At 70.9% G+C, this 21,515-nt stretch carries 19 protein-coding genes, 2 tRNA genes and 1 pseudogene; 9 read left to right on the top strand and 13 right to left on the bottom strand.

Annotated elements, in window-relative coordinates; all coding sequences use genetic code 11:
- Positions 1-117: 117 nt before the first annotated feature.
- The 11 genes and pseudogenes from CKY47_RS03605 to dnaA form a co-directional block, all read right to left on the bottom strand.
- Positions 118-190, bottom strand: a tRNA-Ala gene (locus CKY47_RS03605).
- Positions 191-232: 42 nt separating this feature from the next.
- A pseudogene (locus CKY47_RS03600) lies at positions 233-346 on the bottom strand (DLW-39 family protein); the annotation flags it as partial.
- A gap of 35 nt (positions 347-381) precedes the next feature.
- A tRNA-Ile gene (locus CKY47_RS03595) sits at positions 382-455 on the bottom strand.
- A gap of 53 nt (positions 456-508) precedes the next feature.
- Positions 509-1,339, bottom strand: coding sequence for a DUF3566 domain-containing protein (locus CKY47_RS03590; RefSeq protein WP_306744142.1), 831 nt, complete (start codon positions 1,337-1,339; stop codon positions 509-511).
- Positions 1,340-1,367: 28 nt separating this feature from the next.
- Positions 1,368-3,986, bottom strand: a complete 2,619-nt coding sequence (gene gyrA, locus CKY47_RS03585) for a DNA gyrase subunit A (protein WP_306744141.1) — start codon at positions 3,984-3,986, stop codon at positions 1,368-1,370.
- Between the two features lie 46 nt (positions 3,987-4,032).
- Positions 4,033-6,000: a DNA topoisomerase (ATP-hydrolyzing) subunit B gene (gyrB, locus tag CKY47_RS03580; RefSeq protein WP_306744140.1), complete on the bottom strand. Its 1,968-nt coding sequence runs from the start codon at positions 5,998-6,000 to the stop codon at positions 4,033-4,035.
- A 237-nt stretch (positions 6,001-6,237) separates the two neighbouring features.
- Entirely contained in the window at positions 6,238-6,771 is a 534-nt protein-coding gene (locus CKY47_RS03575) for a DciA family protein (RefSeq protein ID WP_306744139.1), read from the bottom strand.
- 85 nt (positions 6,772-6,856) lie between these two features.
- A complete protein-coding gene (gene recF / locus CKY47_RS03570) occupies positions 6,857-7,972 on the bottom strand; it encodes a DNA replication/repair protein RecF (RefSeq protein ID WP_306744138.1) in 1,116 nt (371 codons plus the stop codon).
- Positions 7,973-7,977: 5 nt separating this feature from the next.
- A complete protein-coding gene (gene gnd / locus CKY47_RS03565) occupies positions 7,978-8,892 on the bottom strand; it encodes a phosphogluconate dehydrogenase (NAD(+)-dependent, decarboxylating) (RefSeq protein WP_306744137.1) in 915 nt (304 codons plus the stop codon).
- A gap of 41 nt (positions 8,893-8,933) precedes the next feature.
- Complete coding sequence (gene dnaN / locus CKY47_RS03560; protein WP_306744136.1) at positions 8,934-10,070, bottom strand: DNA polymerase III subunit beta; 1,137 nt, start codon at positions 10,068-10,070, stop codon at positions 8,934-8,936.
- A gap of 999 nt (positions 10,071-11,069) precedes the next feature.
- The gene (dnaA, locus tag CKY47_RS03555) at positions 11,070-12,686 is read right to left on the bottom strand and encodes a chromosomal replication initiator protein DnaA (RefSeq protein ID WP_306744135.1); all 1,617 of its coding nucleotides are present in this window, start codon (positions 12,684-12,686) and stop codon (positions 11,070-11,072) included.
- A gap of 473 nt (positions 12,687-13,159) precedes the next feature.
- Between dnaA and rpmH the strand changes: the two genes are divergently transcribed.
- The 9 genes from rpmH (at position 13,160) to CKY47_RS03510 (ending at position 19,070) form a co-directional block, all read left to right on the top strand.
- Positions 13,160-13,303 carry a 50S ribosomal protein L34 gene (rpmH, locus tag CKY47_RS03550; protein WP_073897783.1) on the top strand — a complete coding sequence of 48 codons (144 nt, stop codon included), beginning with the start codon at positions 13,160-13,162 and terminating at the stop codon, positions 13,301-13,303.
- Between the two features lie 13 nt (positions 13,304-13,316).
- The gene (gene rnpA / locus CKY47_RS03545; protein WP_306744134.1) at positions 13,317-13,694 is read left to right on the top strand and encodes a ribonuclease P protein component; all 378 of its coding nucleotides are present in this window, start codon (positions 13,317-13,319) and stop codon (positions 13,692-13,694) included.
- On the top strand, positions 13,691-13,963 hold the full coding sequence (yidD, locus tag CKY47_RS03540; RefSeq protein ID WP_306744133.1) for a membrane protein insertion efficiency factor YidD: 273 nt from the start codon (positions 13,691-13,693) through the stop codon (positions 13,961-13,963). The genes rnpA and yidD overlap by 4 nt, the downstream gene beginning before the upstream one ends.
- A gap of 3 nt (positions 13,964-13,966) precedes the next feature.
- Complete coding sequence (gene yidC / locus CKY47_RS03535; protein WP_306744132.1) at positions 13,967-15,064, top strand: membrane protein insertase YidC; 1,098 nt, start codon at positions 13,967-13,969, stop codon at positions 15,062-15,064.
- Between the two features lie 18 nt (positions 15,065-15,082).
- On the top strand, positions 15,083-15,625 hold the full coding sequence (locus CKY47_RS03530) for a Jag family protein (protein ID WP_306744131.1): 543 nt from the start codon (positions 15,083-15,085) through the stop codon (positions 15,623-15,625).
- 142 nt (positions 15,626-15,767) lie between these two features.
- Positions 15,768-16,226: an NUDIX hydrolase gene (locus CKY47_RS03525; RefSeq protein WP_306744130.1), complete on the top strand. Its 459-nt coding sequence runs from the start codon at positions 15,768-15,770 to the stop codon at positions 16,224-16,226.
- Positions 16,227-16,381: 155 nt separating this feature from the next.
- A complete protein-coding gene (rsmG, locus tag CKY47_RS03520; protein WP_306744129.1) occupies positions 16,382-17,059 on the top strand; it encodes a 16S rRNA (guanine(527)-N(7))-methyltransferase RsmG in 678 nt (225 codons plus the stop codon).
- Between the two features lie 125 nt (positions 17,060-17,184).
- Entirely contained in the window at positions 17,185-18,093 is a 909-nt protein-coding gene (locus CKY47_RS03515; protein WP_306744538.1) for a ParA family protein, read from the top strand.
- Entirely contained in the window at positions 18,090-19,070 is a 981-nt protein-coding gene (locus tag CKY47_RS03510) for a ParB/RepB/Spo0J family partition protein (protein ID WP_306744128.1), read from the top strand. The genes CKY47_RS03515 and CKY47_RS03510 overlap by 4 nt, the downstream gene beginning before the upstream one ends.
- Before the next feature lie 85 nt (positions 19,071-19,155).
- Here CKY47_RS03510 and CKY47_RS03505 read toward each other — a convergent pair whose 3' ends face one another.
- Positions 19,156-20,100 carry a D-alanine--D-alanine ligase family protein gene (locus tag CKY47_RS03505; RefSeq protein ID WP_306744127.1) on the bottom strand — a complete coding sequence of 315 codons (945 nt, stop codon included), beginning with the start codon at positions 20,098-20,100 and terminating at the stop codon, positions 19,156-19,158.
- Between the two features lie 61 nt (positions 20,101-20,161).
- Entirely contained in the window at positions 20,162-21,481 is a 1,320-nt protein-coding gene (locus tag CKY47_RS03500; protein WP_306744126.1) for an aminotransferase-like domain-containing protein, read from the bottom strand.
- Positions 21,482-21,515 lie beyond the last annotated feature (34 nt).

Below are 21,515 nucleotides of genomic sequence, written 5' to 3'. Positions count from 1 at the left end.
ACCCAGCGGCACCGGGTGCGGGCCTCGCTGTCGGTGCCGTGCGCCGGACCGGACAAGACGTGCGGCCCCGGAAAACCACGAACGGCCCGCACTCGTGGAGTGCGGGCCGTCGAAGCGTGGAGACGAGGGGAATCGAACCCCTAACCCCCGCCTTGCAAAGGCGGTGCTCTGCCAATTGAGCTACGTCCCCCTCACGAGGGGCGGCAGATGGGACCGCCCTCGCGGGTCAGGCGGTGGGAGCCGTGGCCTCGCGCCACAGGTCCGCGTCGGCCTTCGCCGAGCGGTTGCGCTTGACGAAGAACAGGACCGCACCAGCGACTGCAACGAGTGCGATGATCTTCTTCACGGCGATTCCCCTCTGCGATGCCGTCGAACTTCCGGTGGGCCTAGGAGGACTCGAACCTCCGACCTCTTCGTTATCAGCGAAGCGCTCTAACCGTCTGAGCTATAGGCCCTTGGGGCAACGACGAGAACCTTACAACACGTCCCGCCGCGGCCCCAAATCGGGTCACTCCCTCTCGGAGAGGGTCACTTCCAGGCCGCCCGCGAGGTCGGCCGACACGTTGTAGACGAACGAACCGACGGTCGCGAGGGCCGTGAACAGCACGATGTTCACGGCGCCCACGATCGCCGCCACGCCGAACACGCGACCCGCGCTGATCAGCGGGTCACCGCTCGGCTCGTTGCCCTGGAGCAGGTCGTTGGCGGTGTTGTTGATCTTGTCCCACACGCCCATGCCGTTCAGCACGCCGTACAGCACGCCGACCGCCACCAGCCACACGAAGAACAGCGCCACGCTCAGCACCAGCGCGAGCTTCAGCACCGACCACGGGTCGACCCGCTTGACCTGGAGGCTCGCCCGCCGGGGTCCGCGACCGGGCCGGCGGGACGACGCCGACCCCGTACCGGCCGGCCGGCCGTTCTGCCCGAGGTTCACCTGCGTGCGAGCCCCGCCGGGGGCGGCCGAACCGGTCACCACCGGTCGGGCGACCGCGACCGTGTCGGGGTCGTTCGCCGGGTACGCCGGCGACGGCACCTCGGTCGTCCGCTGCTCCGGCGGGGCGATCAGGTCGGCCGGACCGACCTGCTGCGCCTCGCCGTACTGCTGGTCGCTCGTCACCCTCGCCCACGGCGGGGGCGCGGCGGTGTGGTGGTCGTCCTTCTCCTGCGCCCTGTCCGGAACGCCCTCGCCGTCCGCCGCGCCCGACGGCGTCTCGGACTTCTCGGACACCTCCGAGGCGGCGACCGCCGGCTTCTCGGCGCCCTCGGCCGGCTTCGGCTCCGCGCCGGGCCGGGTGATCACCGCGGTCTTGTCCTCTGGCTTCTCGGGTGGAGTCACGAGCAGTCCTCAACCTCTCGTTCGCGCGCTAGTTGGCAGGTCCGGCCTGCTCGTCGTCGGTCCCGTCGACGACGGCGTCGACGGCGGTGCCGGTGGTGGGACCGCTGTCGACGGGACCGGCGTCGGGGTTCCCGTCCACCGGGTCGGCCGAGCGGACCTCGTCACCAGTGGGGACGTCCACGGACTCGTCGGCGTTGCGCGCCACCGCGATCAAGGTGGTCCCCTCGCCGAGGTTCATCAGCCGAACGCCCTTCGTCTGCCGACCGGCCTTGCGCACCTCCTTGGCGCTGGTCCTGATGACCCCGCCGGAGGAGGTGATGGCGTACAGCTCGTCGTCGACGTCGACGATGAGCGCGCCCACAAGCCTCCCACGCCTGCGGTCGTGCTGGATGGTCAGCACACCCTTGCCACCTCGCCCCTGCACCGGGTAGTCCTCGATCGGAGTGCGCTTGGCGTACCCCCCGTCGGTGGCCACCAAAACAAACAGACCCTCTTGGACGACACCCACCGAGAGCAACTCGTCGCCGGTGTTGAAGCGCATGCCCAGCACGCCCGAGGTCGCCCGGCCCATCGGGCGCAGCGCCTCGTCGCTCGCGTGGAACCGGATGGACTGCCCGTCGGCCGAGATCAGCTGGAGGTCGTCCTCCGCCGAGCACAGCACCGCGCCGACCAGCTCGTCGTCGTCGCGCAGGTTGATGCCGATCAGGCCGCCGGACCGGTTCGAGTCGAAGTCGGACAGCTTCGACTTCTTGACCAGGCCCTTCTTGGTGGCGAGCACCAGGTACGGCGCGACGTCGTAGTTCTTGATCTGGATGACCTGGGCGATCTCCTCCTCCGGCTGGAACGCCAGGAGGTTCGCCACGTGCTGGCCGCGGGCGTTGCGGTTGGCCTCGGGCAGCTCGTACGCCTTGGCCCGGTACACCCGGCCCTTGTTCGTGAAGAACAGGATCCAGTCGTGCGTCGAGCACACGAAGAAGTGCTGCACGATGTCGTCCTGCTTGAGCTGGGCGCCCTGGACGCCCTTGCCGCCGCGCTTCTGCGAGCGGTACAGGTCGGTCTTCGTGCGCTTCGCGTAACCCGTGCGGGTGATCGTGACGACGACGTCCTCGACCGCGATGAGGTCTTCCATCGACACGTCGCCGTCGAACGGCACGATCCTGGTGCGCCGGTCGTCGCCGTGCTTCTCGACGATCGCCAGCAGCTCCTCGCGCACGATGGCGCGCTGCCGCTCCGGCTTGTCCAGGATGTCCTGGAGGTCGGCGATCTCCAGCTCGATCTCGGCCAGCTGGTCGATGATCTTCTGCCGCTCCAGGGCCGCCAGGCGGCGGAGCTGCATCTCCAGGATCGCGTTGGCCTGGAGCTCGTCGACCTCCAGCAGCTCCATCAGGCCCGTCCGCGCCAGGTCGGGCGTCGACGACCGGCGGATCAGGGCGATCACCGCGTCGAGCTGGTCGAGCGCCTTGACCAGGCCGCGCCACAGGTGGGCCCGCTCCTCGGCCTTGCGCAGCCGGAAGCGGGTGCGCCGGACGATGACCTCGATCTGGTGCTTCACGTAGTGCCGGATCATCTGGTCCAGGCGCAACGTGCGCGGGATGCCGTCGACCAGCGACAGCATGTTCACGCCGAACGAGTACTGCAGCTGGGTGTGCTTGTAGAGGTTGTTCAGCACGACCTTGGCCACCGCGTCGCGCTTGAGCGTGATCACGATGCGCATGCCGATGCGGCGGTTCGACTCGTCGGCGATGTTCGCGATGCCGGTGAGCTTCTGGTCGCGGACCAGGGTGGCGATGTTCTCCACCAGGTTGTCCGGGTTCACCTGGTACGGCAGCTCGGTGACGACCAGGATCGTGCGGCCCTTGGCGTCCTCGTCGATCTCGACGACCGCGCGCATCTTCACCGAGCCGCGGCCGGTGCGGTAGGCGTCCTGGATGCCGGAGTTGCCGAGGATCAGGCCGTGGGTCGGGAAGTCCGGCCCCTTGATCCGCTCGATCATCGCCTCCAACGTCTCCTCGTCGGAGGCGTCGGGGTTGTCCAGCGCCCAGACCACGCCGTCCGCGACCTCGCGCAGGTTGTGCGGCGGGATGTTGGTGGCCATGCCGACCGCGATGCCCGCGCTGCCGTTGATCAGCAGGTTGGGCACGCGCGACGGGAGGACCGTCGGCTCCTGGATGCGACCGTCGTAGTTGTCGCGGAAGTCGACGGTGTCTTCCTCGATGTCGGCCAGCATCTGCATGGCCAACGGGGTGAGCCGGCACTCCGTGTAACGCATCGCGGCGGCCGGGTCGTTGCCCTGGGAGCCGAAGTTCCCCTGGCCGTCGATCAGCGGGTACCGCAGGGCCCACGGCTGGGCCAGGCGGACCAGCGCGTCGTAGATCGCCGAGTCGCCGTGCGGGTGGTAGTTGCCCATCACGTCGCCCACGACGCGGGCGCACTTGTTGTAGCTGCGGTCCGGGCGGAAGCCGGAGTCGAACATCGAGTACAGGACGCGCACGTGCACGGGCTTGAGGCCGTCGCGCACGTCGGGCAGCGCTCGTCCGACGATCACGCTCATCGCGTAGTCGATGTACGAGTTCTGCATCTCCTGCTGGATGTCCCGCAACTCCGTGCGGTCCCCCCCGGTCGCCGGGGGCAGCGTCGTCTCGCTCACAGTTCTTCTTCCTTAGGGCAAGCCAGCGGGGTCGGGGCGGGGACGGTCAGACGTCGAGGAACCGCACACCCTTGGCGTTGCGGGTGATGAACGAGCGGCGGGCTTCCACGTCCTCGCCCATCAGCACGCTGAACAGCTCGTCGGCGGTGGCGGCGTCGTCCATGGTCACCTGGAGCAGCACCCGGTGGGCCGGGTCCATGGTCGTCTCCCACAGCTCGGAGGCGTTCATCTCGCCCAGGCCCTTGTAGCGCTGGATGTTGTCGTCCTTGCCGATCTTCTTGCCGGCGGCGAGGCCGGCCTGGACCAGGCCGTCGCGCTCGCGGTCGGAGTAGGCGTACTCCGGGTCCGCGCGCTGCCACTTGATCTTGTAGAGCGGCGGCTGCGCGAGGTACACGTGGCCGTGCTCGATCAGCGGGCGCATGAAGCGGAACAGCAGGGTCAGCAGCAGGGTGCGGATGTGCTGGCCGTCGACGTCGGCGTCGGCCATCAGCACGATCTTGTGGTACCTCAGCTTGGCGAGGTCGAAGTCCTCGTGGATGCCGGTGCCGAAGGCGGTGATCAGCGACTGGACCTCGTTGTTCTTCAGCACGCGGTCGATGCGCGCCTTCTCCACGTTGATGATCTTGCCGCGGATCGGCAGGATCGCCTGGAACATGGAGTCGCGCCCCTCCTTGGCCGAGCCGCCCGCGGAGTCGCCCTCCACGACGTAGATCTCGCACTCCTCCGGGTTGGTGGAGCGGCAGTCCTTGAGCTTGCCGGGCAGGCCGCCGATGTCGAGGGCGCCCTTGCGGCGCACCAGCTCGCGGGCCTTGCGGGCGGCGATGCGTGCCTGCGCCGACGACACCGACTTGGTGACGATCGTCTTCGCCTCGTTCGGGTGGCGCTCGAACCAGTCGGCCAGGTGCTCGTTCGTCGACTTCTGCACGAACGACTTGGCCTCGCTGTTGCCCAGCTTCGTCTTCGTCTGGCCCTCGAACTGCGGCTCCTTGAGCTTGACCGAGATGATCGCGGCCAGGCCCTCGCGGATGTCGTCGCCGGTGAGGTTCGAGTCCTTCTCCTTGAGCAGCTTCTTGTCGCGCGCGTACTCGTTGACCACGCGGGTCAGCGCGGCGCGGAAGCCCTCCTCGTGGGTACCGCCCTCGTGCGTGTTGATCGTGTTGGCGAAGGTGTAGACCGACGGCGTGTAGCCGGTGTTCCACTGCATCGCGACCTCGACCTCGAGGTCCTCGCCCTTCGCCTCGAACGAGACGACCTTCTGGTGGACGGCCTCGCGCGTGTGGTTGATGTGGCGGACGAAGTCCTCCAGACCACCGGGGTAGTGGAAGACGCGCTCCTTCACCGCGGCCACGTGGCCCTCGGCGTCGGCCTCGGCGTCGGCGTCCACCACGCGCTCGTCGCGCAGGATGATCGTGAGGCCCTTGTTCAGGAAGGCCATCTCCTGGAGGCGGCGCGAGATCGTCTCGATGTTGTACTCGGTCGTCTCGAAGATCTCCGGGTCGGCCCAGAAGGTGATCGTCGTGCCGGTCTCGTCCGTCGGCTCGCCCTTGGTGAGCTCGTGGGCGGGCTTGGTGTTCTCGAAGCGCTGGTTCCACGTGAAACCGTCGCGCTTGACCTCGACGTCGACCGCGGTGGACAGCGCGTTCACCACGGAGATGCCGACGCCGTGCAGGCCGCCGGACACCGCGTAGGAGTCGCTGTCGAACTTGCCGCCGGCGTGCAGCTTGGTGAGCACGACCTCGAGCGTCGGCCGCTTCTCCACCGGGTGCATGGCCACCGGGATGCCGCGGCCGTCGTCGACGACCCGGACGCCGCCGTTGGCCAGCAGGGTCACGTCGACCACGGTCGCGTAACCGGCCATGGCCTCGTCGACGGAGTTGTCCACGACCTCCTGGATCAGGTGGTGGAGACCGCGCTCGCCGGTGGACCCGATGTACATGCCGGGCCGCTTGCGAACCGCCTCCAGACCTTCCAGGACGGTGATCGAGGACGCGCTGTACTCATTCTTGGCTGCCACGGGCCTGGTGTCTCCTCGGACTTCACGCGACTGGGTACCGTCGCCGGGCGACGCTGGGTTGCGCTACCCCACGATTCTACCGGCGAGGACCGACAGAAACCCACTTAGGACACCCCTGGTTTCCTCACAGGCGGCCCGAAGTGAAGTCCGGTGGGTACGGACGGCTGTCGCCGGGGTGAAAATCGGCTGCTGAGCGCTCACCGCGCCACAGGATCGCCGCTGCGGACCTGGCGGCCATCACCCGTAGGTGTCACGTGGCCCTCGGCCTGGGGCGTGCCTGGGGCCGAAGCGCCAGTTGGGCGCCGCCGGGCCCTGCACCTTCAGGCTGGTCACGACGCCGTTGCCGACGCCCGCCGCGATGCGCTTGATGAGCTCGCGCTGGAGCAGCCGCAGCTGGGTCGCCCACGCCGTCGAGTCGGCCTGCACGGTCAGCTCGCCGTTCTCGAACGCGACCGGCCGGGCGTGCTCGGCCAGCTCCTCCCCCACCAGCTTCGGCCAGCGCGCGAACACCTGGCCGCCCGCCAGCCGCTCCACCCAGCCCCGGTCGGCGGCGATCCGCGCGGCCAGCCTGCCGAGGGGCTGCGGGTCGCGGTCGTCCGGGCCCGGTCCCGACCAGCGGCGCCTGCGCCGACGCCCGGTGGCGCCGGCCGTGCCCTTCCGGACACCCCGCACGCCGCGCTCCTTGGCCGACGCGCGGGCGGCTTCGAGCGCGGCCCGTGCCAGGTCCGCCCCCCGCAGTCCACCCGATCCAGCGACTTCAGCTGTGGACATGTCCGGATTCGTGGCCGAGTTATCCACACCATCCACAGGGTTGTCCCCAGATGTGGAGCCCGTCACACCCGATCGGTCCAGCTCCTCAGACACGGCGCACCTCACCGTGGGCGACCTCGAACCGCGCGCCCTCGAGTTCCTCCGGCACGTCCTCCGCGACGGCCGCGGTGATCAGCACCTGCTCCGCGGCGGCCGCCACCTTCGCCAGCTGCCGACGCCGGCCGCGGTCCAGCTCGGCGAACACGTCGTCCAGCACGAGCACCGGCTCGGCCGCCTCCGCCCGCAGCAGCTCGTACCCGCCGAGCCGCAGCGCCAGCGCGAACGACCACGACTCGCCGTGGCTCGCGTAGCCCTTCGCCGGCAGCTCGCCGAGGAACAGCTCCAGGTCGTCCCGGTGCGGGCCGACCAGGCACATGCCCCGGTCGACCTCCTGCGGCCGCACCCGGTGCAGCTCGGCGAGCAGCGCGTCCTCCAGCACCTCGCGGTCGTGCACGCCCGGGAACGCCTCCCCCAGGCTCGACCGGTACGCGACCCGCGCCGGCCGCGACTCCGGCGCGACCTCCGCGTACGCCGCGGCCACGTGCGGCGCGATGTCCGAGACCAGGTCGAGCCGGCCGGCCAGCAGCTCCGCGCCGTGCCGGGCCAGGTGGCCGTCCCACACGTCGAGGGTGCCGAGGTCGGCGTTGCGGCTCGCGCGCACCGTCTTCAGCAGGGCGCCCCGCTGCCGCAGCACCCGGTCGTAGTCGCCGCGCACGCCCGCGTACCGGGGCGAGCGGGTGGTGAGCAGCTCGTCGAGGAACCGCCGACGCTCACCGGGGTCGCCGCGCACCAGCGCCAGGTCCTCCGGCGCGAACAGCACCGTGCGCAGGATGCCCAGCACGTCGCGCGGGCGCGGCACGGGGCCGCGGTTGATCCGCGCCCGGTTCGCCCTGCCCGGCGTGACCTCCAGCTCGACCAGCAGCTCGCGCCCCTCGTTGACCACCGCCGTCCGGACCACGGCGCGGGAGGCGCCGTGCCGGACCAGCGGCGCGTCCGTGGCCACCCGGTGGGAACCCAGGGTGGCCACGTAGCCCAGCGCCTCGACCAGGTTCGTCTTGCCCTGGCCGTTGCGCCCGACCAGCACGCTCACGCCCGGCTCGAACGCCAGGTCGGCGTGCTCCCACGACCTGAAGTCGGTGACCTGGAGGTGCCGGACGTACAACGGCGTCAGCTCTGCGTGGAGCCGGAACCGGACGAAGGACCCGCGGTCACCACGGCGTGGCCGCCGAACTGGTTGCGCAGCGCCGCGACCGCGCGCATGGCGGGCGAGTCGTCCTGGCGCGACGCGAACCGGGCGAACAGCGCGGCGGAGATCACCGGCGCGGGCACCGCGTGCTTGATCGCCTCCTCCACCGTCCACCGGCCCTCGCCGGAGTCCTCGACGTGGCCGCGCAGGTCGTCCAGCTCGGGGTCCGACTCCAGCGCGCGGACCAGCAGGTCCAGCAGCCACGAGCGGACGACCGTGCCGCGCTGCCACGCCTTGATCGTCGCCGGCACGTCCTGCACCAGCTCGGACGCCTCCAGCAGCTCGAAGCCCTCGGCGTACGCCTGCATCAGGCCGTACTCGATGCCGTTGTGGACCATCTTCGCGAAGTGGCCGGCGCCGACCGGGCCCGCGTGCGCGAAGCCCTCCTCGCGCGGCCCCTCGGGGCGCAGCGCGTCGAAGATCGGCATGGCCCGCTCGACGTCCTCGGGCTCGCCACCGACCATCAGGCCGTAGCCGACCTCCAGGCCCCACACGCCACCGGACACGCCGGCGTCCATGTAGTGCACGCCCTTGGCCTTGAGCGCCTCGGCGTTCTCCGTGTCGTCGGTGAAGCGCGAGTTGCCGCCGTCGATGACGAGGTCGCCCTCGTCGAGCAGGTCACCCAGGTCGGCGATGGTCTGCCGGGTGATGTCGCCGGCGGGCACCATCACCCACACCACGCGCGGCGCGCTGAGCCTGCCCACCATGTCGGCGAGCGACTCGGCGTCGGTGACGTCCGGGTTGCGGTCGTAGCCGACCACCTCGTGCCCCGCGCGGCGGATGCGCTCGCGCATGTTGAAGCCCATCTTGCCGAGGCCGACGAGTCCGAGCTGCACGGTCGTTCCTCTTCCCTAGCGTCTGTGGATGGCGTTGTGGATCAGCCGGGCAGGCGCACGGGCATCAACAGGTACAGGTAGCCCGGCGCCACGTTCCCATCCTCGTCCACCGGCTTGAGAAGCGCGGGGCGACTGGGTGTGGTGAACGACAAGTGGGCGCGCGGGGTGCGCACCGCCTGGAGGCCCTCGAGCAGGTAGTTCGGGTTGAACGCGATGGTCACCGGGTCGCCGTCGTACTGGACCGGCAGCTCCTCCTCGGCGCTGCCCTCGTCGTCGCCGCCGGCCGACAGGCGCAGGCCCGCCTCGACGAACTCCAGCCGGACCTGCGTGCCGCGCTCGGCGACCAGCGACACGCGCTTGATCGCCTGCACCAGGGCGTCGACCTCGATGATCGCGGCGGCCGAGTGCTCGCTGGGCAGCAGCTGGCGGTACTTCGGGAAGTCGGCGTCGAGCAGGCGGGTGGTCGTGCGGCGGCCCGTGCCGGACAGGCCGAGCAGCCCGTCGTTGGCGGCGAGCGACAGCTGGACCTTCGCGCCGGACGCGCCGAGCGTCTTCGCGGAGTCGTTCAGGGTCTTGGCCGGCACGAGGACGGCGACCTCGCCGAGCCCGGCGTTCGGCTCCCACGGGAACTCGCGCATCGCGAGGCGGAAGCGGTCGGTGGCCACGAGGGTCAGCTTGCCCTCGCCGATCTCCAGCCGCACGCCGGTCAGCATCGGCAGGGTGTCGTCCTTGCCCGCCGCGACCGCCACCTGGGAGACCGCCTCGCCGAAGACCTCGCCGGGCAGCTCGCCGGCCAGCTGCGGCATGGACGGCAGCTGCGGGTAGTCCTCGACCGGCATCGTCGGCAGGGAGAACCGGGCGCTGCCGCACGAGATGGTCATCCGGGAGCCGTCCACCGCGATCTCGACCGGGTGGTTCGGCAGCGCCTTGGTGATGTCGGCCAGCAGGCGGCCCGAGACGAGCGCCTTGCCGCCGTCGGCGATGGTGGCCGGGACGCCGCACTGGGCGGACACCTCGTAGTCGAAGCCGGAGACGGTGAGCGCCTCGCCCGACCCGTCCTCCGCACCCGCGTCCAGCAGGACGCCGCCGAGCACCGGGACGGGCGGCCTGGACGGCAGGCTGCGGGCGACCCAGGCGACGGCGTCGGCCAGGCCGTCGCGCTCGACGCGGATCTTCATGAGGCGTCCTTCCTCAAGTCGGCATGAGCGGCAACAGCTCGTGTTGCGGTGGGGGTTGGGAGCCGCGTCCCTCGCCGGATCGGTCCGACCCTCGGCGCGGAGGCTCCCCACCGTAGAGCGTCGGGGCGTCCTTCGTCATCTCGGGTCCACCCCGGGGGCGGAGCCTCCGTCCCCGGGCCCGACCGCCGCCTGTTTTTCTTTTGTTCTTCTCTTCAAGGGAAGACAACAGCAACAGCAGTAAGGGCTGTGGATTGTGTGGACAACCCCCGTTTTGGCTGCTCGCCACCCTCGCGGAGGTGTGGACGGACACGGGGTCGCACCCGGGGACAACTCGGCGCACCCGGGGAGAACTCGCGAGGTGCCCCGTTCGGTCCACAGGAAGGCCGAGTTGTCCCCGGGTTCATCCCCGGGTGTGGGCGGGGTTGTACCCGGGTGCTGCACAGGGTGATCGTGGTGCGGATCTCCCCCGACGGGGCGTTTTGCCGCGGCTGTGGACAACTCGTCGCCGCAGGTGCACCCGGGTGCACCTGCGGTCGGCCGTGCCGCCGACCTGCTGGAACGACCTTGAGGGCCTGGACACGTGGTATTTCCCGCTCCCGACCGGGTGATGTCGCCCGGAACCGGTTCCGCAGGGGGTCGCGCCCCGGGGACGGCCCGGGCGCGGGCGTTCGGCGGGTGCCGCACCCGGGTGTCGCCGGCGCTCCGCCGACCGGGCCCGCCGCCCCCGGGTGCGGGCCGGGCGCTCCCCGGGTGCGGCGGCGGTTCCCCTGGTGCGGCGGGGGGCGGAGCGGCGGACGAGGGCCCCGGACGGCGGACCCACCCGACCCGGACGTAGGACTCACGGGGCCCGGACGTACGACTCGCGGGGCCCGGACGTACGACTCGCGGGGCCCGGACGTACGACTCGCGCGACCCGGGCGTTGGGCCCTCGGGTGCGGAGAGCCCCCGCCGCGGTGGTGCGTGCGACGGGGGCGAGGGTGGGGCAAACGCTTGCGAGCGTCAGGGGGTGCGGCGGGCGCGCTGCTTGATGCGCGACGTCAGCTCCTGCACCTGCTCGTAGACGCGGCGGCGCTCGGCCATCTCCTTGCGGATCTTCTTGTCCGCGTGCATCACCGTCGTGTGGTCGCGACCGCCGAACGTCTGGCCGATCTTCGGCAGCGACAGGTCGGTCAGCTCGCGGCACAGGTACATGGAGATCTGCCGCGCCTGGGCCAGGACCTTCGTCTTGCCGGGGCCGCACAGGTCGTCTATGGACACGGAGAAGAACTCCGCGGTGACCGCCATGATCGTGGGCGCGGTGATCTCCGGGGCGTGCGAGTCCGGGATCAGGTCGCGCAGCACTATCTCGGCCAGCTGCACGTCGACCGGCTGCCGGTTGAGCGAGGCGAACGCGGTGACGCGGATGAGCGCGCCCTCCAGCTCGCGGATGTTGCGCTCGATCCGGGCCGCGATGAACTCCAGCACCTCGGCGGGCGCGGCCAACCGGTCCTGCGCCGCCTTCTTGCGGAGGATCGCGATGCGGGTCTCCAGCTCGGGCGGCTGGATGTCCGTGATCAGGCCCCACTCGAACCGGGTGCGCAGGCGGTCCTCCAGGGTCTCCAGCCGCTTGGGCGGCCGGTCCGAGGACACGACGATCTGCTTGTTCGAGTTGTGCAGCGTGTTGAAGGTGTGGAAGAACTCCTCCTGCGTGCCCTCCTTGCCCTCCAGGAACTGGATGTCGTCGACGAGGAGCACGTCGATGTCCCGGTAGCGGCGCTGGAAGGCGACCTTGCGGTCGTCGCGCAGGGAGTTGATGAAGTCGTTGGTGAACTCCTCCGTCGACACGTACCGCACGCGCATGCCCGGGAACAGGCGCTGGGCGTAGTGCCCGACGGCGTGCAGCAGGTGCGTCTTGCCCAGACCGGACTCGCCCCAGATGAACAGGGGGTTGTACGCGCGGGCGGGCGCCTCGGCGACCGCGACGGCCGCGGCGTGCGCGAAGCGGTTGGACGCGCCGATGACGAAGGTGTCGAAGTTGTACTTCTCGTTCAGCCGGGTCTGCGAGGACGCCGGGTTCGCCGGTCGCGTGTACGGCACGCCGGTCGGCGCCGGCGCGTGCTGCCCGCCGCCGAAGGTCGGCCAGATCTCGTTCACGGTGGCGAGCGCCTCGGCCTGCTCGTCGACCTCCTCGCCCTCGTCCCCGTCGGTCTCCGGCTCGGGGGTGGGGAGGAGCGCGCCGGGCAGGGGGACGCCGGGCAGGGGGGTGATCGGCGCGGGGCCGCCGTTGTGGGGAGCCTGCGTCCCGCCGATCGGGACCTGCCCGTGACCGGGGCCGGGCACGGCGGTCGGCACGGGGATGGGCGCGGTGACGGGGTCCGGCGAGTCGACCTTGACGGCCAGCGAGACGGCGCGGCCGAGCCGGCGCGAGAGGGCGGCGGTGATGGGCTCGCGCAGCGCGCGCTCGATCGCTTCCTTGGCGAAGTCGCTCGGCGCGGCCAGCAGCGCGGTTCCGTCGAGCAGACCGATGGGACGGGTCACCCGCATCCACGCCCGTTGCTGGGGGGACAGCGTGCTGGCGGCCAACTCCTGCACGACCTGCTCCCACACGCGACCCAGGTCGGTCTGGTGGTCGGACACCTCAGCGCTCCCCTCCCCTCGGTGACTCCTCCGCGGTCAGTCCCCCGGGGGACTTCCACGACGTGGACACGGAGAATAGAGGCATCCACAGAGTTATCCACAACTGTGCACGAACGCGCGGCGGAGCGCAGCGGCTCCCCCCGTTGCTTTCCGAGCACCTGCGGTCTGCGCGGCGGCGGCTCACCGGCCCGCTCCTGCCCGCGAAGGCAGCACGCTAACAAGGTGCGGCCCGTGCCACAAGACACGCTGGTGGGGCAAGTGTTTTCCGGGGGTCAACCCGGGGTACACCTCCGCCCGCGCCCGGGTGCCGACGACGCCGACCGCCCCCGGGGACGACCCCGATTTGAACAGCGCCCCGGGGGCTGCGTACCCTCGTAACCGTCTCCCGCTCGCGCGGAGTGCTCTTCGCGCGCCCACGAAACGGCAGGGGACGACCACAGACCTGCTTGGCAGTTAGCACCGGGAGTCCGACCGTGAGCAAGGGTAAGCGCACCTTCCAGCCCAACAACCGCCGCCGTGCCAAGACCCACGGGTTCCGGCTGCGCATGCGCACCCGCGCGGGTCGCGCCATCCTGGCCGCACGCCGTGGCAAGGGCCGCAAGCAGCTGTCCGCCTGATCGCCGCAGCGCCGTGCTTCCCGCGGCCAACCGGCTGACCCGCAGCCAGGACTTCGGCCTGGTGGTCCGCCGGGGCCGCCGGGCAGGACGGTCCCGGCTGGTCGTGCACGTCCTGACGGCGCAGCCCGGCGGCACCCCGTCCGGGGCGAGCACCTCGGCGCAGCCCACCTTGGACGCCTCCAAGGTGGGCTTCGTCGTGAGCAAGGCCGTGGGCAACTCCGTCGTCCGGCACAGGGTGAGCCGGAAGTTGCGCCACCTCGTGCGCGACCGGCTCCCCTCGCTGCCCCCCGGAACTTCCCTCGTCGTGCGTGCGTTGGCACCGTCAGCCGATGCGGACAGCGCCGAGCTCGGCCACGACCTCGACGCGGCGCTGCGCAAGGTGCTGCGATGACGACCCCCCTGGCGAGCCCCGTCGCTCGGGCCCTGCTGCTGCCGGTGCGCTTCTACCGGAAGTTCATCTCGCCGGCGCTGCCACCGACCTGCCGCTTCCACCCCAGTTGCAGTGCCTACGCGGTGGAGGCGTTGACCGTCCACGGTGCGCTGCGCGGCTCCTGGTTGACCCTGCGTCGACTGGGCCGCTGCGGACCCTGGCACCCTGGTGGCCTGGACCCGGTCCCGCCCCGGCGGAGCGCGGTCCCCGACCTTCCTGCCGAGGAGTAGCAAGTGCTCAACTTCATCTACTACCCGGTGTCCTTCATCCTGTGGTGTTGGCACTGGGTGTTCGGCCACGTCTTCGGCGAGTCGAGCGGGTTCGCGTGGGCGCTGTCCGTGGTGTTCCTCGTCTTCACGCTCCGCGCGATCCTGTTCAAGCCGTTCGTCGGCCAGGTCCGCTCCATGCGCAAGATGCAGGAGTTCGCGCCGGAGCTGCAGAAGATCAAGAAGAAGTACGCGAACGACAAGCAGCGCCAGGCGCAGGAGATGCAGAAGCTCCAGTCCGAGCACGGGGTCAACCCGCTCGGCGGCTGCCTGCCGATGCTCGTGCAGATCCCGGTGTTCATCGGCCTGTTCCACGTGCTGCGCTCGTTCAGGCCCAACTGGGGCGAGGTCTACTTCTTCGACGCGCAGGGCGTGGAGTCGTTCGTCAACGCCAAGCTGTTCGGCGCGAACCTGTCGACGTTCATCACGATGCCGGCCGACCAGCTGGCGGAGTTCGCGACGTCGCGCAACGCCGTGCTGCTGGTCTCGATCCCGCTGATGATCATCGCCTCGATCGCCACGCACTTCACCGCGCGGCACTCGGTGGCCCGCCAGACGCAGGCCGCGGCGGACAACCCGCAGACCGCGATCATGAACAAGCTGACGCTGTACTTGTTCCCGATCGGCGTGCTCGTCGGCGGCCTCTTCTTCCCGGTCGCGATCCTGCTGTACTGGCTGAGCAACAACGCGTGGACGCTGGGCCAGCAGTACGTCGTGTACCACCGCATCGACCGCGAGGAAGAGACGAAGAAGGCCGAGGCGATCGAGCAGCGCCAGGCGCTGGCGCCCAAGCCGGGCGTGAAGCCGAGGCCGGGCGCCAAGCCCCAGCCCGGTGCCAAGCCGGGTGCGAAGGGCGTTCAGCCCCCCGCCCCCAAGCGCGTCAGCGCGAAGGCGGCGGGCATCAAGCCGGCGGCCCCCAAGACCGGCGCCACGCCCGACCCGAAGGACCAGGACGCGAAGGACGAGCCCGCCACCGGGGCCGCCAAGCCGTCCACCGAGATCCCCGGTCTGAGCCCAGACCGTTCCGCGGGCAAGAAGCAGGGCGGCGGCAAGAAGCGCCGCTGACCCTGGAGAGGAGACATCGTGTCGGAGACGTTGCAGGCGGCCGACGTGGACGCGCCGGAGGCCGAAGCGGCCCCGCCGGTGCGGTCGGGCAACTCGGAGGACCTGCTCGTCCAGGAGGGCGACATCGCGGGGGACTACCTCGAGCGCCTGCTCGACCTGCTCGACTACGACGGGGACATCGACCTCGACGTCGAGGCGGGCCGGGCGATCGTGAGCATCGACGGCGGTGACGACCTGGAGAAGCTGGTCGGGCCGCGCGGAACGGTCCTGGAGTCCCTCCAGGAGCTGACCCGCCTGGCCGTGCAGCAGGAGACCGGTGTGCGCAGCCGGCTCATGCTGGACGTCGCGGGGTGGCGCGCGGGCCGGCGGGCCGAGCTGGCCGAGCTGGGCCGGACGACGGCGGAGAAGGTGGTGGCGAGCGGCGAGAAGGTGCGGCTGCACCCGATGACGCCGTTCGAGCGCAAGGTCGTGCACGACGCCGTCGCCGGCGTGGCGGGTGCGCACAGCGAGAGCGAGGGTGAGGAACCCCAGCGCCGCGTCGTGGTGCTGCCCAAGTCCTGAGGCTCGTCGTGGTGAACGGCCCCGGTCCCCCGTGCGGGACCGGGGCCGTTCCACGTTCCGGGTGACGCCGCGCGCCCCCAGTCGCATCGCGTGCACCGCACTCCCCTTCCCTCCCGGGTGTTCCACGTGAAACGGTCGCCGCATGACCGAGATCGTGCGGAACCTCCGCGTCGCCGCCTACGCCGTCGTGATCGACGACGGACGACTGCTCCTGTCCCGCTGGCTCGGTCCGGACCGGCCGAGGTGGATCCTCCCCGGCGGCGGGCTCGACCACGGCGAGGACCCGTACGACGCGGTGGTGCGCGAGGTGTTCGAGGAGACCGGCTACCACGCGGAGGTCGATCGGCTGCTCGGCATCCAGAACGTGCACGGGCCGGTGGTGCGCGACGGGATCGAGGTCGACTACCACCGCATCCGCATCATGTACGAGGCGCACGTCGTCGGCGGCGAACTCACCTTCGAGGTGGGCGGGTCCACGGACCAGGCGGCGTGGTTCCCGCTCGACGAGGTGCCCGCGCTCGACCACGTCGAGTCGGTCGACTACGCGCTCGAACTGCTCCGCACCTCGCCCCGCGACGGCCGCGCGGCAAGTTTCACGTGAAACGCGGCGAGGGATTTGGCGTGTCGCCGGGGTGATCCGTCATAGTGGGCACCGGCACTTCTCGCGGGGCTCACCGCCCTTCGCCGAGACGCCCAACCCCATCACCCACACCGGTCGCCCGTGTGGTTTCACGTGAAACGCCCCCGGACGGAGACATGGCTCAAGAGGTGGAAGACCGCGCGAGGCTCGTGTTCGGTGAGCACTACGACAAGGCACTCGCCTTCACCGCGCTGCTGACCGAGCACGGCGTCGAACGCGGCCTGATCGGTCCGCGCGAGGTCGACCGCCTCTGGGAGCGCCACGTCCTCAACTCGGCCGTGGTCGCGGAACTGCTCCCCGAGGGGAGCCGGGTGGTGGACGTCGGTTCGGGTGCGGGACTGCCGGGCCTCCCCCTGGCGATCGTGCGCCCGGACCTCGACCTCACCCTCCTGGAGCCGATGGCTCGCCGCGTCGCGTGGCTGACCGAGTGCGTCGACGCGCTCGGCCTCGACGTCACCGTGCTCCGCGGACGGGCGGAGGAGAAGCCCGTGGTCGACGCGCTGTCCGACAGCGACGTCGTGACGGCCCGCGCCGTGGCCCCGCTCGACCGGCTCGCGCGGTGGTGCCTGCCGCTGCTGCGACCCGGCGGCCTCCTGGTCGCCCTCAAGGGCGAGAGCGCCGCCGAAGAGGTGGAGCGGGACGCCGAGGCGGTGCGCAGGGCCGGGGGCGTCCGTCCCCGGGTGACCTCCTGCGGTGGCGATGTACTCGAACTGCCGACGACCGTCGTGCTCGTGGAGCGCGACGAGCAGGCGAGCCGCCGTGACGGCGCGCGTCGCAGAAGGAAGGATCGGTGAACGTGAACCCCGACCCGCTGCAACCGGTGTTCCGCGAGGCCGCCGTTTCACGTGAAACAGGTACGAACCCCCAGCACCAGCTCCGTCCGAACAACGACCTCCGCCCTGCGCAGCACGGCGCAGGTCTGGCCAACAACGTGGACCCGGCAGGAGACAGCACCGTGTGGACCCCCATCGCGGAAGAAGCGGCACGCGCTACTCGCGTCCTCCACCCCGACTCCCTCCAACTCCCCCGCCCCGACCGTCGTCGCGTCATGGTCGTCGCGAACCAGAAGGGCGGCGTCGGCAAGACGACGAGCACGGTGAACCTGGCCGCCGCCCTCGCCATCCACGGGCTCAAGGTCCTCGTCATCGACCTCGACCCGCAGGGCAACGCGAGCACCGCCCTCTCCGTCGAGCACCGCTCCGGCACGCCCTCCGTGTACGAGGTGCTGATCGGTGAGATGTCGGTCGCCGAGGCCGCCCAGGTGAGCACCGCGTCCCCCAACCTCTACTGCGTGCCCGCCACGATCGACCTCGCCGGCGCCGAGATCGAACTCGTGTCGATGGTGGCCCGCGAGTCCCGCCTCAAGGAGGCGCTGAGCCCGGAGGCGCTCGACCCGATCCGGCCGGACTACGTGTTCATCGACTGCCCGCCGTCGCTCGGCCTGCTGACCGTCAACGCGATGGTCGCCGCGCAGGAGGTGCTGATCCCGATCCAGTGCGAGTACTACGCGCTGGAGGGACTGGGGCAGCTCCTGCGCAACATCGAGCTGGTGCAGGCGCACCTCAACCCGACGCTCAGCGTGTCCACCATCCTGCTCACCATGTACGACGGCCGCACGAAGCTGGCCGACCAGGTGACCAGCGAGGTGCGCGGCCACTTCGGCGACACGGTCCTCAGGACGGTCATCCCGCGCAGCGTGAAGGTGTCCGAGGCTCCGGGCTACGGGCAGACGGTGCTCGCCTACGATCCCGGCTCACGGGGCGCGATGAGCTACCTCGACGCGGCGCGGGAGATCGCGGAGTTCGGTTCGAGGATGGGGACGGCATGACGGAACAACGCAAGGGTGGCCTCGGACGCGGGCTCGCGGCCCTCATCCCGAGCGGTCCCCCGCCGGGCGCCCCCGCGCCCATGCCGGTCAGGACGATGTCCAACGGCAAGGCGTCCACCCCTGCGCGCGACGTCCCACCCACCGGGGAGGTGGCCGGCGCGGTGTACCAGGAGCTGCCGGTCACGGCGATCCGCACCAACCCGAAGCAGCCGCGGCAGGTCTTCGACGAGGAGGCGCTCCGCGAGCTGGAGCACTCCATCCGCGAGTTCGGGCTCATGCAGCCGATCGTGGTGCGCGCCACGGGGACGGACACCTACGAGCTCGTCATGGGCGAGCGGCGGTGGCGGGCCACCCAGCTCGCCGGGCTGAAGACGATCCCGGCGATCGTCCGCCACACGGCCGACGACGTGATGCTGCGCGACGCGCTGCTGGAGAACATCCACCGCGTCCAGCTGAACCCGTTGGAAGAGGCGGCGGCGTACCAGCAGCTGCTCCAGGAGTTCGGCGTCACGCACGAGGAGCTGGCGGACCGGATCGGCCGCAGCCGCCCGGTCGTCACGAACACCATCCGGCTGCTGAAGCTCCCCCTCCCCGTGCAGCGGCGGGTCGCGGCGGGCGTGCTGTCCGCCGGGCACGCCCGTGCGCTGCTCGGCTTGGAGGACCCGGGCGTGCAGGAGGAGCTGGCGACCCGGATCGTCGCGGAGGGCATGTCGGTCCGCGCGACCGAGGAGGCGGTCACCCTCGCCAAGGGCGCCGAGCCCGCCAAGGCGAAGCAGCCCCGGCGCAAGCAGATGCAGGCGCCCGGCCTCCAGGAGTTGGCCGAGCGGCTGTCGGACAACTTCGACACCCGCGTGAAGGTCGAACTGGGGCAGCGGAAGGGCCGGATCGTGGTCGAATTCGGGTCCGTCGACGATCTTGAACGGATCATCCAGCTCATGTCGCCGGAAGCGACAAATCGAACATCGGTGGGTGACTAGGGATTACCCCAGGCACTTACGTCACGGTGACGATGACGGCCCGCGTCCACAAGGACACGGGCCGTCACCTTTTCTGTAAAGAGTTTTAACGCGCAACCGCCCGCTCGACAAGCCTCGCGTAGATCTCACCGAGCGACTGCCCGGCCGCCTCCACCGCCATCGGCAGCAGCGAGGTCTCGGTCAACCCCGGCGACACGTTCACTTCGAGGAAGTGCACCGAGCCGTCGTCCGCGACGACCGCGTCGGTCCGCGACACGTCGCGCAGACCCAGCAGCCGGTGCGCCGACACCGCCAGCTCCCCGACCGCCCGCGCCGCCTTCTCGTCGAGCCGGGCCGGCGCGTGGAAGTCGGTCAGGCCCGCCGTGTACCGCGCCGTGTAGTCGTACACGCCGCTCTCCGGCACGATCTCCACCGGCGGCAGCGCGTACGGGCCGTCCGGCCCGTCGACGACCGCCACGGCCACCTCGACGCCCTCCACGTACCGCTCGGCGAGCACGGTGTCCCCGTACGCCAGGCAGCCGACCATCGCGGTGGGCAGGTCGGCCGCGTCGCGGACCACCTGGGCGCCGAGCGCCGAGCCGCCCTGGTCGGGCTTGAGCATCAACGGCAGCCCGAGCCGGTCGACCAGCGCGTCCAGCACCGGCTGCGCGCCCAGCTCCCGGAACGTCGCGTGCGGCAGCACGGCCCACTCCGGCGTGGTGAGCCCGGCGCGCGCCAGCTCGCCCTTCGCGGTCGGCTTGTCCCACGCCCGGCGGCACGCGCGCGAGTCCGTGCCGACGAACGGCACGCCGAGCATCTCCAGGATCGTCTGCACCGACCCGTTCTCGCCCTCGCCGCCGTGCAGCGCCACCACGACGGCGTCCGGCCGGTGCTCCTTCAACCGGGTGAGGAGGTGGGCGTCGGCGTCCCACTCCTCCACGACGAGGCCCGCCGAGCGGAGGGCGGCCGACAACCTGCGACCTGACCGCAGGGACACCTCCCGCTCGTGCGAAAGGCCACCGGACAGCACTGCGACCCAGCGGTCGGTCAACTCACTACTCCTGCCAGAACGGTGTGGAACCCGGAACGGTGTCGAACTCGGTGGGTGGAACTCAGGCCGTGTCGGGCGACGGGTTCTGCGGCCCCTGCACGGCGCGGCCCGGTCCCGTGGGGCCGAACGTCTCGTGCAGCTCCATCTCGTCCTTGATGACGTTCGCGAGCCGCCGCACGCCCTCGCGGATGCGCTCGGGGGTCGGGTAGCAGTACGAGATGCGCAGTTGGCGGCTGCCCAGGCCGTCGGCGTAGAAACCGGTGCCCGACGCGTACGCGACGCGCTGGGTGATCGCCCGGGGCAGCATCGCCTTGGTGTCGACGCCCTCGGGCACGGTGACCCACACGTAGAACCCGCCATGGGGCTTGTTCCACGTGGAACCACGCGGCATGTGCTGTTCGAGCGCCGAGACCGCCGCGTCGCGCCGCTCCCGGTACGCCTCGCGGTACGTCTTGATCTGACCCTTCCAGTCGTGGGTCGCCAGGTAGCGCGACACCACCATCTGGTTCAGCGTGGGCGGGCACAGCGTGGCCGACTCGGCGGCAAGCACCAGCTTCTCGCGCACGGCGTGCGGCGCGAGCACCCAGCCGACCCGCAGGCCGGCGGCGAACGTCTTGGAGAACGAGCCGAGGTACACCACGTTGTCCGGGTCGGTCGACCGCAGCGCCGGGTACGTCACCCCGTCGAAACCGAGCAGGCCGTACGGGTTGTCCTCGACCACGAGGATGCCGTGCCGCCGGCAGATCTCCAGCACCTCGGCGCGGCGGGCCACGGCGAGCGTCACGCCGGCCGGGTTGTGGAAGTTCGGGATCGTGTAGAGGAACTTGATGCGGCGGCCCGTGCGCTCGACGGCCGCGATGGCCTCGCGCAGGTTCTCCGGCACCAGGCCGTCCGCGTCCATGCCCACGTGCACGACCTGCGCCTGGTAGGCCGAGAACGAGCCCAGGGCGCCGACGTACGACGGCCCCTCGGCCAGCACCACGTCACCGGGGTCGCAGAAGATCCGGGTCACCATGTCCAGGCCCATCTGGGAGCCGACGGTGACGACCACGTCGTCCGGGTGGGCGTCGACGCCCTCCAGCGCCATGACCTCGCAGATCTGCTCGCGCAGCTCCGGGATGCCCTGCGCGCTGCCGTACTGGAGCGCGACCAGGCCGTCCTCGGCGATGAGCTGCCCGACCTCCGCCGACAGCGAGTCGAGCGGCAGTGCTGCCAGGTGCGGCATCCCCCCCGCCAGGGACACCACCTCGGGCCGGCTCGCCACCGCGAAGAGCGCCCGGATCTCGGAGGCCGTCATGCCCGCCGTCCGCGCCGCGTAGCGGCGCAGGTGGGGGTCGAGGCTTCGCGGGCCCTGCTTGGCGGGCTGTCCGGGTAGGTTCACGGGGAACTCCGTAGGTGGCTGATACCGGCGGGTT

The sequence above is a fragment of the Saccharothrix longispora genome, assembly GCF_030852425.1.
GTDB lineage: Bacteria > Actinomycetota > Actinomycetes > Mycobacteriales > Pseudonocardiaceae > Actinosynnema > Actinosynnema longispora.
This window is presented reverse-complemented; position numbering and strand designations above follow the sequence as displayed.

Coding starts and splice junctions, on each gene's coding strand:
- CKY47_RS03575 (WP_306744139.1), bottom strand. CDS start 6,771: ATGTCCACAGCTGAAGTCGCTGGATCGGGTGGACTGCGGGGGGCGGAC.
- CKY47_RS03510 (WP_306744128.1), top strand. CDS start 18,090: ATGACGGAACAACGCAAGGGTGGCCTCGGACGCGGGCTCGCGGCCCTC.
- yidD (WP_306744133.1), top strand. CDS start 13,691: ATGACGACCCCCCTGGCGAGCCCCGTCGCTCGGGCCCTGCTGCTGCCG.
- rsmG (WP_306744129.1), top strand. CDS start 16,382: ATGGCTCAAGAGGTGGAAGACCGCGCGAGGCTCGTGTTCGGTGAGCAC.
- CKY47_RS03525 (WP_306744130.1), top strand. CDS start 15,768: ATGACCGAGATCGTGCGGAACCTCCGCGTCGCCGCCTACGCCGTCGTG.
- dnaN (WP_306744136.1), bottom strand. CDS start 10,070: ATGAAGATCCGCGTCGAGCGCGACGGCCTGGCCGACGCCGTCGCCTGG.